Origin of the sequence: Streptomyces sp. 3214.6, assembly GCF_900129855.1 — a bacterium.
Classification (GTDB): domain Bacteria; phylum Actinomycetota; class Actinomycetes; order Streptomycetales; family Streptomycetaceae; genus Streptomyces; species Streptomyces soliscabiei.
In genome coordinates, this window is sequence record NZ_LT670819.1 from 553,019 (window position 1) to 565,527 (window position 12,509).

Sequence of the window (12,509 nt, forward strand, 5' to 3'; positions counted from 1 at the left end):
CCGCTGCCGGCAACGGGGTTCCGCTGGCCGGCGGGCGGCTTTCCGCACCGATCGGTGTCACGCCCGTGTGGTGTGGCCGCCGTCCACGCGGATCGCCTGGATGCCACTGATGTGCCGGGCGCCGCAGCGGTCCTGGGGCAGGACGAGCTGTGGTCCGACGTGGTCGAGCGGGGAGCCGTCGATAGTGACCGCGCACAGTACGGGGGCGCCGCCGAAGTCGGGGGCGATCTCCGCCCAGGACAGCACTGCGTGGTGGCCGTCGGCGCCGGACATCGCGATCAGGAAGCGCAGGCGGTCCTTGCGGCGGGCGGGGTCCGCGCGTGCGCGTGGGCGTGTCGAAGGCGGGCTGTGCGGCCATGAGGGCGTCGTGCAGCAGTGGTCCGGTGAAGCGGTGGTGCTGGACGCCGCTGGTGGCGCACTCGAAGCTGACGTCGGTTCGGTGCTGCGACCAGGCGAGCAGGTCGGGCACCGTCAGCCGGGCCGGACGGGTCGGATCTCCGGTGAGGGCGAGTTCTGCGACCCGGCCGGCGGCCGTACCGGTGGGTGCGAGGGACTGACTCACGGGGACCGGCCTGTCGTTCTTCATGGTGACGCGCGAAAACCCCTGCGTCCGCCGTTGTCCCGCGTCATACGCTGACGCCCGCTGTCTACTGAGGGAGGACATATGGAGTTCCGGAGCCTGACCCGTACGGAAGCCGAGCGGCGGGGTGCGTTGTTGACGGTCGAGCGGTACGACGTCGACATCGACCTCACCGGTCTGACCGACGGGCCGGAGGTCCGGTGCGTCTCCACCGTGACCTTCGGCTGCCGGGAGCCGGGCGCGGAGACCTTCGTGGACTGCGCGGCGCAGGTCCTCAGCGCCACACTGAACGGCCGCCCGCTCATGCCCACCGGAGACGGCCGGATACTCCTACCCGGCCTCGCCGAGCACAACGTCCTGCGGGTGGAGAGCGTGCAAGCCGACACGGCGACGGGCGCGGGAGTGCACAAGGCGACCGACCCCGCGGACGGCGAGGTCTATGTGTGGATGAGCTTCGAACCGGACGAGGCCCGGTTCGTCTGGGCGTGCTTCGACCAGCCCGACCTGAAGGCCCCGCACGCCTTCACCGTCACCGCCCCGACCGCATGGACCGTCACCAGCAACGCGCAGGGTCCGCGCGTCGAGGAGCTGGCCGGCGCCCGCCGCTGGACGTTCCCGGACACCCCGCCCCTGTCCGTGTACAACACGGTCGTCAATGCGGGACCGTTCCACGAGGTCCGCCGCGAGGCCGACGGCCACGACCTCGGCCTCTACGCCCGCCGCTCCCTCGCCGCGGTCCTCGACCGCGACGCCGACGAGATCTTCACCCTCACCCGTCAGGGCCTCGCCTTCTTCGGCGAGGCCTTCGCCATGCCGTTCCCGCAAGCCAAGTACGACCAGGTGTTCATGCCGGAGTTCGGCGGGGCGATGGAGAACTACGGCTGTGTGACCTGGTCGGACGGCTTCCTGCGGCGGGCCACGCCGACGCCCGCCGAGAGCGAGCTGCTGGCGAAGGTGCTGCTGCACGAGATGGCCCACATGTGGTTCGGCAACATCGTCACCATGCGCTGGTGGGACGACCTGTGGCTCAACGAGGCGTTCGCCGAGTTCGCCTGCCACTGGGCCGCCGAGCGCGCCACCCGGTACACCGACGCCTGGGCGGGCCATCTGGCGGACGGCAAGCTCAGGGCGTACCTCTCCGACCAGGGGCCCGTTTCGCACCCGATCCATCAGCCCATCCACGACGTCGCCCAGGCCGCCTCGATCTTCGACAACATCACCTATCCCAAGGGCGCGTCCGTTCTCCAGCAGCTCATGACGTATGTCGGTGAGGAACGCTTCAGGGCCGGCATGACCTCCTACTTCGCCCGCCACGCGTGGGGCAGCGCCACGCTCCAGGACCTCATCGACGCACTGTCCGAGGCGAGCGGGCGCGACCTGGACACCTGGCGCACAGCGTGGCTCGGCACGGCGGGCCCGGACCGTTTCACCGTGGAACGCGACGGCGACACCGTGACGCTGGCGGCCGTGGGCGTCCCGCGCCCGCAGGTGCTGGCCGTGGGCGCGTATCGCAGGAACGGCGAAGCCCTCGAACGCCAGGCGCTGGTACGCGTCGAGGTGACACAGGCCCGCACGCCGCTCACCGGTCTACCGCCCGAGGCGGACACCGGCCTCCTGCTGATCAACGACGACGATCTGACCTTCGCCACCACCCGCCCGGATCCCGCGACGAGGGACGCCCTGTTCGGCGCCGCGGCGCAGCTGCCCACGGCCATCTCCCGGGGGGTGGCCGTGGCGACCGTGTGGGACATGCTGACCGCCGGGGAGGCCACGGCGGCGGAAGCCGGGCGGTGCATCACCGCCGTCCTCGCGGCCGAGACGTCCGACGCCGTGATCGAGCCCTATCTGACGCTCGCCGCGAACATCGCCGAACTGTGGGCGCCGCAGGACGAGCGCGCCGCACTGACGGCGGCGGTGGCGGCGGTCTGTCGGCGGCTCGCCGCGGACCCCGGCCGCCGCCGAGTCGCCCTGCGCGGCCTGGCCCGCACCGCGACGAGCCCGGAGGACCTGGCGTGGCTGCGTGAACAGGCGGGCGACGACGTGGATCTGCGCTGGCGCGCGCTGGTCCGCGAGGCGGAACTGGGCGGGGACGTCTCGGCCGAGGCCGCCGTGCTCCTGGCCGACGACCCTGATCCCGACGCCTGGGTCCGTGCCCTCACCGTGCGGGCCGCCCTGCCGGACCCCGCGGCCAAGGCGGAGGTGTGGCAGAGGGTGGCGGTGGACCGCGCGGTCCCCGTCAACGCGGTCGGCCAGGTTGCGGCGGCGTTCTGGCGCCCCGCCCAGGAGGCGTTGCTGGCGCCGTACGCCCAGAGCTATCTGGAATCCGTCCCGCAGTTGCACCGAGGCGGGATGATCCCGGCGATGGTCTTCGCAAGCCACCTCTTCCCACCGCACGCCGTCGACACCGCCTATGTCGAGAAGGCCCGGCAGGCGTCCGACGAGGCGGCCCCGGTGGTGCGCAACACGCTCCTGGAACGTTCGGACGCGGTGTGGCGGATGCTCCGTTCCCGAACCCGCACGGCCTGACCGAAGGCCGACTCGGCTTCTCGGCAGGGGGCCGGCGGCGCCGGCTGCCGCGATGCCGAGCCCCATGGCGGCCGGCCGTCGGCTCCTCCCTCACGCCGCGTGTCTCCTCGCCCCCGTCGTCCGAACCGGGGCGGCCGTGGGGCGGGAGGCTGCGGCCGGAGTGCGGGCGGGGCGGGCCCGGTAGGTGGTCTTCGTCGGATCCATGACGGGCTCGCCGAGCGTGATCCGTCCCGCCGCGTACAGCGCGTCGCACTCGGCGGTGGACAGGGCGACGTAGCAGCCTCCCCACCCGCCGTCGGCGTCCAGCGGCCGCCAGTAGCCGTACACACGGCGTCCGCCGGCGTACTCGGTCACGAACACCGGCGTACGCGGATCGGAGACGATGCGCAGCACGTCGCGGACCTGCGGCTGGGCGGCGGAGGACGGCATCATGAAGGACCTTTCCTGGGCGGGGACATGAGACCGCCTACCCCGCGGAGCGGAAGTTGATCTCACCTGGGGCATCCTTCATCACGGCACTGACAACGGGCCGCCCCCGGCCCTGTGCCACCTGCGGCGCCTACGCGCCGACCGGTGATTCCGCTGCCTCGCGGGCCCACTTCTCGACGAGGGGCACGCAGGACTCGGCGAAGTGGTCGTAGTCCTCGGGGGTGTTGTAGACGTGGGCGGACAGCCGGAGGTAGCCGAGCCCGTCGAAGCTGGTGAACGCGGCTTCCACGCCCAGCTCGGCGGGTGCACGGTCGCGCAGGGCGTCCGCCGCGACCTGGCTCGTGCCCAGTCCCTCGGGCAGCCGGACCAGGCGCATACCGGGGACGGGCATCCCGACGTCGACGGGGTCCGCCGTGGTCCCGGTCCGGGCGAAGGCGGCCGCGACGACGTGGGCGCCGTACTCCGCCAGCTCGTCCATGTACCGGCGGGCGGTGTCCCAGCCCCAGGTGTCGTCGATGAAGTCCAGCGCGGTGGGCGCGGCCAGGCAGCCCGTGGCGTCGAGCGTGCCCTGATGGTCGAAGCGGTCCGGGAAGGGTTCGGCGGCGCCCCAGGATCCGATCAGCGGGTGCAGGTCCGTGCACAGCGGGCCGCGGGCGACGAGCGCCGCCGTGCCGCGCGGGGCGCACCCCCACTTGTGGAGGTTTCCGACCCAGGCGTCGCAGAGCAGACCGTCCAGCGGCGCGGCGAGCAGTCCGGGTGCGTGGGCGCCGTCGACGAGCAGGGTGACCCCGCGCCGTGCGGCTTCCGCGCCGACGCGTTCGACCGGCATCAGCCGTGCCGTCGCGGAGGTGATGTGGTCCAGGACGAGGAGGGCGACGTCGTCGTCCACCTCCGCCATGACCGCCTGGTAGGCCTGCTCGGCGTCGGCCGCCAGAGGAACCCGGGCGGTGCGCACGCTCCTCCCCCAACGGTCTGCCAGCCGCCGGGCGCCCATGGTGACGGCACCGTAGCCGTGGTCGGTGACCACGATGTCCCCGCCGGGGCGGTCGGCCAGCGCGGCGAAGACGACGCTGGCCCCGGCACTGGCGTTGGGCACGAGAGCCAGGTCCCCGACGTCGGTCCGCAGGTGACCGGCGAGGGCCGCGCGGGCAGCGGCGATCCGGCCGGGCAGCGACGGGAACCATACGACCGGCGCGCGTTCCATCTCGGCCCGCAGCGCGCTCTGCCGCTGCTGCGCCACCCGCGGGACGGCGCCGAACGAGCCGTGGTTGAGATGCCGCAGCCGGGGGTCGAGCGTCCAGGCCGCCATCGCGGGCCGCCCGTCGGGCAGCACCAACGGCCGGGGGACGGTGTCGACTTCGACCTCGTTCATGGGCCTCCGCGTGTTCAGGAGAAGAAGGACCGCTGCGCGGGCAGGCCGGGAGTGAAGGAGGACGGGGCGCTCATGACCCGGTCCAGGTCTCTCTTGATGCGTTCGGCCTCGCCACGCACCTGGGCGGGCACATCACCGCGTTCGGTGACGAGGCGATGGTAGATCGGAGTGTCGTCGAAGACGGGGATCACCGGGGCGCTCTGCTTTCATGGACGGTCGCTTCCGAGGCGTCGCCCGACGGCCGGAACAGCGGAACCGTTGACGGCGACAACATCGTATTGTCCCCCATGAGTTCGGCGCGGGTGACCAGGGGACCCGTCGGCCGCGCGCGCAGGGGCCGTGAACTGGCGATTCCCGCCCTGGACGGCTCGGGCGCACGAACTGCCTCCCGACGCCCTGCGCCGGGAGGGCGACATCACCGAAGAGGTGGGGAGGGCCACCGTCCGGCCGGCCCCGGCTTCAACAGCGGGGCCGGCCGGGGTCGCGTCAGCGGGCGAGCAGTTCGAGGGTGTCGACCACGCGGTGGGAGAAGCCCCACTCGTTGTCGTACCAGGCGACGACCTTGATGTGGCGGCCGTCGACGCGGGTGAGTTCCGAGTCGAAGATCGAGGAGGCCGGGTTGCCGACGATGTCGGACGACACCAGCGCGTCCTCGGAGTACTCCAGGATCCCGGCCAGCGGGCCTTCGGCGGCCGTGCGGTAGGCCGCCAGGACCTCCTCGCGGGTCACGTCACGCGCGACGCTCGTGTTGAGCTCGACGATCGAGCCCACCGGGATCGGCACCCGCAGCGAGTCGCCGGACAGCTTGCCGTCGAGGTTGGGCAGCACCCGGCCGATCGCCTTGGCCGCGCCGGTCGTGGTCGGCGCGATGTTGACGGCCGCGGCACGGGCCCGGCGGGCGTCGCGGTGCGGGCCGTCCTGCAGGTTCTGCTCCTGCGTGTAGGCGTGCACCGTCGTCATGAACCCGTGCTCGATGCCGGCCAGGTCGTCCAGGACCGCGGCCAGCGGGGCCAGCGCGTTGGTCGTGCACGAGGCATTGGAGACGATCGTGTGCAGCTCGGCGTCGTATGCGTCGGTGTTGACGCCGTAGGCCAGGGTGACGTCGGCACCGTCGGAGGGCGCGCTGACCAGCACCTTGCGCGCGCCCGCGTCGAGGTGGGCGCGGGCGGCCTTGGCAGAGGTGAAGCGACCGGTGGCCTCCAGCACGAGGTCGACGCCGAGTTCGCCCCACGGCAGCCGGCCCGGCTCGCGCTCGGCGAGGACCTTGATGCGCCGTCCGTCCACGACGAGGGTGTCGCCGTCGACGGTGACCGGACGGCCCAGCCGGCCTGCCGTCGAGTCGAAGGCGAGCAGCCGCGCGAGAGCCGCGGGCTCCGTGAGGTCGTTGACGGCGACGATCTCCAGGGCGCTGTCGCGCTCCAGAAGCGCACGCAGCACATTGCGTCCGATACGACCGAAACCGTTGATGGCGATGCGAGTCATGAATGGTGTCCCTTCGGTTCAGCACCAGCCTCGCGCGCGACGCCCGCCCGTGACCGGGGCGTGAGCGCCAGGGTTCGCAAGGATCTCGCCAGGGCCGAGGAGTGGGCGGCCGGCGCTCCCCGGCTACTCGCCCCGGGTGAAGGTGCTCCGGTACTCGCTCGGTGTGGTGCCGAGGATCTGCTGGAAGTGCGCCCGCAGGTTCGCCCCCGTGCCGAGGCCTACGTCGTTCGCGATCTGCTCGATGCCGCGCTCGGAGCGTTCCAGCAGCTCGCGGGCCATGTCGATGCGCGCGCGCATCACCCACTGCATCGGTGTGTACCCGGTGTCCTCGACGAAGCGTCGCGAGAAGGTGCGCTCCGAGACCGCCGCGTGCCGGGCCAGCGTCTCCAGGGTGAGGGGTTCGCCGAGCCGGTGCAGCGCCCACTCGCGGGTGGCGGCGAACCGTTCCCCCAGCGGCTCGGGCACGCTGCGCGGCACGTACTGCGCCTGGCCGCCGCTGCGGTAGGGGGCGGCGACCAGGCGCCGGGCCGCGTGGTTGGACGCGGCCACCCCGAGGTCGCGGCGCAGGATGTGCAGGCACAGGTCGATGCCGGAGGCGGCTCCGGCCGACGTCAGCACGCTGCCCTCGTCGACGAACAGGACGTTCTCGTCGACCTTCACCTGCGGGTGCTTCGCCGCCAGCGCCCGTGTGTAGTGCCAGTGCGTCGTGGCCCGTCGGCCGTCGAGCAGGCCGGTGGCGGCGAGCGCGAAGGCCCCCGTCGAGATGGCGGCCAGCCGGGCGCCCCGGGCATGGGCGGCGAGCAGCGCGCCGACGACGGCTTGCGGCGGGTCGTCGCGGTCGGGGAGCCGATAGCCGGGGATGAAGACGACATCGGCCCAGTCGAGCGCGTCCAGGCCGTGGGCCACGTGGTACGACAGGCCGTCTCCGCCGGCCACCAGGCCGGGCGCCGCGCCGCACACCCGCACCTCGTAGGGCATGCTCGCGCGGGTCGCGAACACCTGCGCGGGGATGCCGACGTCGAGCGGCTTGGCGCCGGCCAGCACGAGGACGGCGACGCGTTGAAGGCGGGAGGACGACACCCGGGACAGGGTACGGGGGTGCGACCCGCGACCGGTGCACCGTCCCGCGTCGGCACCAGCATCGTTCGGGCCCTTGGTGCTGGTGCTGGTGCTGGTACGGGAATTCGTACGGGCATTGGACAGCCATTGGTATGGACCTGACACCCTGGTCGGGCTAGGCTCTGCCGCGCCACACCTGAGAGCGCTCTCACCCATCCGCTGTTCCACCCCCACTCACTGGAACGACGAAGGGCAACTCCCATGAGACGCACAAGGCTCAAGCACGTCTGCCTGGCCGCGTTACTGACGCTCGCCGGGCTCGGCGGCACGGGCACACTCCCCGCCGCGGCGAACGGCGGCGAGCCCACGGCCGCGCCCGCCACAACCACCCCCGGCTCCGCTGCCGCCTCCGCTTCGAGTACCGCCCCCGCCGCCGCGCTGCTCGACGCCATGCGGCAGGACTTAGGGCTGACAGAGGAACAGGCCGCCGCCCGGCTGGACGCCGAGCGGGCCGCCACCGCGCTCGAACCGAAGGCGCGCCGCACGGCGGGCGCCGCCTACGCGGGGTCCTGGTTCGACGCCGCCGACGGTCGTCTGACGGTCGCCGTCACCTCGCAGGCCACGCGGTCGACCCGTGCGACGCTGCGCGCCGAGGGGGCCGGTGTCCGTGTCGTCGAGCACAGCGCACGGGCGCTGGACACGGTGAAGTCACGCATTGACCGGCTTTCCGCCCCCTTTGGGGTGGGGAGTTGGCACGTCGACCCGGAGGCGAACGCCGTCGTGGTCTCCGTCGTCGGCGACCGGCGCTCCGACAACGATGTCCAGCGGTTCCTGGCGCAGGCCCGCACCGCCGGTCCCGTCACCGTCGAGACCGTCGCCTCGGCTCCGCGCACGTTCGCGGCGGGCACGGTGGGCGGCGACCCCTACTACACGGGCAACGTGCGCTGTTCCATCGGCTTCTCGGTGTACGGCGGGTTCGTCACCGCCGGCCACTGCGGCCGGGCCGGCGCCGGCGTCTCGGGCTGGGACGGCTCCTATGTCGGCGCCTTCCAGGGCTCCTCGTTCCCCGACAACGACTACGCCTGGGTGAGCGTGGGCAGTGGCTGGTGGACCGTTCCGGTCGTGCTCGGCTGGGGCACGGTCTCCGACCAGCTGGTGCGCGGCTCGGCCGAGGCCCCCGTGGGTGCCTCCGTCTGCCTGTCCGGCTCGACCACGCACTGGCACTGCGGGACGGTGCTGGCGAAAAACGAGACGGTCAACTACAGCGAGGGCGCGGTGCACCAGATGACGAAGACGAACGTCTGTGCCGAAGGGGGCGACTCCGGCGGCTCGTTCATCAGCGGCGACCAGGCGCAGGGCGTCACCTCCGGCGGCTGGGGCAACTGTTCTTCCGGCGGCGAGACCTGGTTCCAGCCGGTGAACGAGATCCTCAACCGCTACGGGCTCACCCTGCACACCTACTGACCGTCTCCCCGCGGTCTCCCCGCGCGTGGGGGTGGCCCTCTGTCAGGGAGGGCTACCCCCGCCTTCGTCAGCGCCGTGGGAGCACCGTGGAACGGAACCCCCAGTGGTCCGAACCGGCCGTACACACCGCCTCGGTGGCCGTGGAACGGACATACCCGCCTCGTCGTGGGACGCGTTGGCTCCCGGCTCTGGCCCCGGAGACCAACCCGGCGGTATACAAGCCCAGTTGAACGCGACGAGGACCGGACTGGACGGCGTCGTCGGTGGGCGTGGGCTTCGAGGGGGAGGAACGCGATGCAGGGCGACATACGCACGGGGAGAGTGGCGAGACTGGCCGGTCGTCGCCGAAAGGGCGTCACCTTCTTGGCGGCGCTGGCAGGTTGTGCCCTGGTCGCCGCTTCGGCCGCGCCCGCGGCGGCGCACGGCGGGGGCGGTGGTGGTGGCGGAAGCCGGTATGTGGCGCTCGGCGACTCCTACACCTCCGGCCCCTTCATCCCCCGGCAGGTCGACGCCAACTGCGCCCGCTCCGACCACAACTACCCGTCGCTCGTGGCCGGGCAGCTGCGGGCGAGCCTGTTCAAGGACGTCAGCTGCAGCGGGGCGACGACCGAGAACATGTGGAAGCCGCAGGGGACGAACGGCCCTCAGCTCGACGCGCTGAGCCGCGACAGCAGCCTCGTGACCGTCCAGATCGGCGGCAACGACATCGGCTTCGGCTCGATCATCGGCACCTGCGCCCAACTGGCCCCGCAGGATCCGACGGGCAATCCGTGCCAACGTCACTACGAGTCCTCGGGCGTCGACCAGCTCACGGTCGAGATCGCCAGGACGGCGCCCAAGGTCGCGCGGGTGCTGGCAGCCGTGCACGGCAGGGCCCCCCGCGCCCGGGTCCTCGTCGTCGGCTACCCCGACCTCCTGCCCGACGACGGCAGCAGCTGTGCGCCCGCCGTGCCGTTCGCGACGCGGGACTTCCCCTACCTCCGGGACACCGGCAAACGCCTCAACCTGATGCTGCGTCTGGTGGCCCGCTGGATCCACGCCGAGTACGTCGACACCTACGGTCCGACCATCGGCCACGACATGTGCAAGCCTCCGGCGGAACGGTGGATCGAGCCGTTGCGGCCCGCCTCGCCGGCCGCTCCGGCCCACCCCAACGCCAAGGGCGAGGAGGCGATGGCGGGTGCGGTGCTGAAGCGGCTGGCCCACGGGCGGTACGGCCGCTGACTCCGGCCGACTCGGCGGGTGGGCCTTCGGACGGACGATCGTGCACCCGGAGGTGCCCGTTCGGACCTTTCCCGGTCGGCCTGCGCCTCGGTAGAGAAGGAGGACCGAGGAAAGGTCCGCCATGCGTGCGAAGGAACAGCCCGAGAAGGACGCCGGCCCACGGCGCGTGCCGAACCCGCCGGGACAGACAGCCGCGGTGGTGCAGCCCGCCGCCGCCCCCATGTCCCCGGCGGCGGTCGCGTCCTTGCAGCGCACCGCCGGAAACGCGGTGGTGGCACGGATGGTCGAGGAGCGGCGGGGCGACGCCGGCGCGGACCCCGGGCACGAGCAGGCTGTGCAACGGTCCGCGGTGCACGACGTGCTGCGCTCGACCGGCCGGCCGCTGGACGAGCCGCTGCGCGCCGAGATGGAAGCGCGGCTGGGCAGCGACTTCTCCGACGTGCGCCTGCACACCGGCGCCGCCGCGCAGCGTTCCGCGGCCTCGGTGGGTGCCCGTGCGTTCACCTCCGGCAATCATGTGGTCATCGGCGACGGCGGGAGCGACAAGCACACCCTGGCGCATGAGCTGACCCATGTCATCCAGCAACGGCAGGGACCGGTCGCGGGGACGGACGACGGCACCGGGTTGAGCATCTCGGACCCGTCGGACCGCTTCGAGCGCGAGGCGGAGGCCCGTGCGACCGAAGTCATGCGCGGGGAAGTCGCGCACACCGCGCACACCCCTGCCGCCGCCCCTGCCTCCGCGCCGGGCGGAGCCGCGGGCGGGACGCCGGCCGCGGCGGTCCAGCGCATGAGGTCGGCCACCCAGGCGCACCTCAATCTCCCTTTCCACAACGCCGAGTTGGAGGAGACGGGGCAGCACCGGATGGGCGTGCACGGCCGTTTCCTCACGCCTACGCCCGAACTGACGGAGGAACAGGAGCAGGACGGGCGTCTGCGCCGGAAGATCACCGGAGAGCAGGCGAAGCAGTACAAGCGGATACAGCAGGACGTGATCGCGAAGGAGGAGGAGCACGGTGGCGACCACTACCCCTTCTTCCACGCCCAGGATCCCCGTATCCGGGTGGCCCAGGACGTCTACAAGCGGGTCTACTCCCGCCATCACCGCGAGGAAGTGCCGGACGACTTCCACTTCCTGAGGTACCCGGGGCCGAAGGACACCGACTATTCGCAGTACGAGAACATCTCGCAGTTCTTCGACGCGGACATGAAGCAGAACGGGTTGATCGACGACAACATCACCCCCACCAAGTCCAACATCATTTCTGCCAACCTGTCCCTGCACGGCGGCCTGAACCATCCGGGCGAGGAGACCTTCCACTACTTCCAGATCGGCAAGGGGCAGACCGAAATCCCCGTGGCAGCGTTCATCAAGGACTTCCTGACCAAGTTCGGCCTGGACACCAGCGGAGTGGAGGAACTCTACGAAGAGGCCGAAAAACTCAACGACACAAAAGAAGGCAGCCTCTTCCAGATCCTCGTCCCCAAGAACCTGGCCGACGACGTGGCCTATCTCGCCCATCCGCACGGTCTGCCGCATGACGACGAGCTCCTCGACGACCTCCACACGCTGGGTCCCATCCGCTACAACAAGTTCACGGCCGCTTCTCCGGACCAGGTCGAGAAGGAGCGGATCAAGCTCCCCGTCGACCATGAGCGCGAGAAGATGAACGACGAGATCACCAGAAACCTCGACGCCGTCCGCGCGGTGTGGAACACCGACGTCCAGGAGCCGTCGCCGATTCCGGGCAGCGACGTCCTCCCGCCCGGCCCTGGCGTCACCGCGGAACAGGTGAAAGCCGCGCGTCCGCAACTCGACGCGCATGCGCAGAATCAACAGCAGTGGCATCTCAAGCAGCAGGCCACCGCCCTCCACAACAGAACCCTTGAGCGGTTCCACCAGGGCGCATACGCGCCGACCACCCACCTCGACGACTATGTCAACGATCCGCAGAAGCTGAGCCACCCGGAACTCGCGAAGCAGCGGGAGCTCGTCAAGAAGAACCCCGAGCATTTCCAGGGGCAGGGAAAGAAGAGCCGCCACGAGATGATGCGGGTGGCGAACCGGCAGAACTTCATGCAGGCCCGCGTGCTCCTGTCGAAGAACTTCATGCTGAACCCCAAGAGCGGTATCAAGATCGTCCGGCACACCACCATGGACCCGGAGAACGCCAGGAAATACGAGACGCTGCTCGACAAGTACGTCGAGAAACTCTTCCCCGAGCAGGCCCCGAAGCAGTAGCCGAGGGTCCCGTGCAACCGCCGACACGTTCGCGTGTCTTCATCAGCAAAGGGGATGATTTCCACCATCCATTCCGACTCGTTCCAACGGGGGAACACTTCCGGCGCGAAGGCCGCGGCGCCGCAGACACG

The 12,509-nt window shown here is 71.4% G+C and carries 9 protein-coding genes and 1 pseudogene; 4 read left to right on the plus strand and 6 right to left on the minus strand.

Translation table 11 applies throughout. The features are described from left to right. Positions 1-57 precede the first annotated feature (57 nt). Positions 58-562, minus strand: a pseudogene (locus tag B5557_RS02335) (hypothetical protein). Positions 563-664: 102 nt separating this feature from the next. On the opposite strand from B5557_RS02335, the gene pepN reads away from it, so the two are divergent. After that, on the plus strand, positions 665-3,106 hold the full coding sequence (gene pepN, locus B5557_RS02340) for an aminopeptidase N (RefSeq protein ID WP_079657524.1): 2,442 nt from the start codon (positions 665-667) through the stop codon (positions 3,104-3,106). Between the two features lie 90 nt (positions 3,107-3,196). Here pepN and B5557_RS02345 read toward each other — a convergent pair whose 3' ends face one another. The 5 genes from B5557_RS02345 to B5557_RS02360 all read right to left on the minus strand — a co-directional run bounded on the left by B5557_RS02345 (position 3,197) and on the right by B5557_RS02360 (position 7,469). Continuing rightward, a complete protein-coding gene (locus B5557_RS02345) occupies positions 3,197-3,538 on the minus strand; it encodes a hypothetical protein (protein WP_231976225.1) in 342 nt (113 codons plus the stop codon). Between the two features lie 127 nt (positions 3,539-3,665). Further along, entirely contained in the window at positions 3,666-4,907 is a 1,242-nt protein-coding gene (locus tag B5557_RS02350; RefSeq protein ID WP_079657526.1) for an aminotransferase class V-fold PLP-dependent enzyme, read from the minus strand. A gap of 14 nt (positions 4,908-4,921) precedes the next feature. Next, positions 4,922-5,098 carry a hypothetical protein gene (locus tag B5557_RS44145; protein WP_173877633.1) on the minus strand — a complete coding sequence of 59 codons (177 nt, stop codon included), beginning with the start codon at positions 5,096-5,098 and terminating at the stop codon, positions 4,922-4,924. A gap of 295 nt (positions 5,099-5,393) precedes the next feature. Further along, positions 5,394-6,389, minus strand: a complete 996-nt coding sequence (gap, locus tag B5557_RS02355) for a type I glyceraldehyde-3-phosphate dehydrogenase (RefSeq protein ID WP_079657527.1) — start codon at positions 6,387-6,389, stop codon at positions 5,394-5,396. Positions 6,390-6,512: 123 nt separating this feature from the next. Next, positions 6,513-7,469 carry a GlxA family transcriptional regulator gene (locus B5557_RS02360; protein ID WP_079657528.1) on the minus strand — a complete coding sequence of 319 codons (957 nt, stop codon included), beginning with the start codon at positions 7,467-7,469 and terminating at the stop codon, positions 6,513-6,515. Between the two features lie 240 nt (positions 7,470-7,709). Here B5557_RS02360 and B5557_RS02365 point away from each other — a divergent pair, with 240 nt between their 5' ends. The 3 genes from B5557_RS02365 (at position 7,710) to B5557_RS02375 (ending at position 12,378) form a co-directional block, all read left to right on the plus strand. Further along, a complete protein-coding gene (locus B5557_RS02365) occupies positions 7,710-8,912 on the plus strand; it encodes an alpha-lytic protease prodomain-containing protein (RefSeq protein WP_079657529.1) in 1,203 nt (400 codons plus the stop codon). 294 nt (positions 8,913-9,206) lie between these two features. Beyond that, on the plus strand, positions 9,207-10,136 hold the full coding sequence (locus B5557_RS02370) for an SGNH/GDSL hydrolase family protein (RefSeq protein ID WP_079657530.1): 930 nt from the start codon (positions 9,207-9,209) through the stop codon (positions 10,134-10,136). 121 nt (positions 10,137-10,257) lie between these two features. Then, entirely contained in the window at positions 10,258-12,378 is a 2,121-nt protein-coding gene (locus tag B5557_RS02375) for an eCIS core domain-containing protein (protein WP_079657531.1), read from the plus strand. Positions 12,379-12,509: the final 131 nt, after the last annotated feature.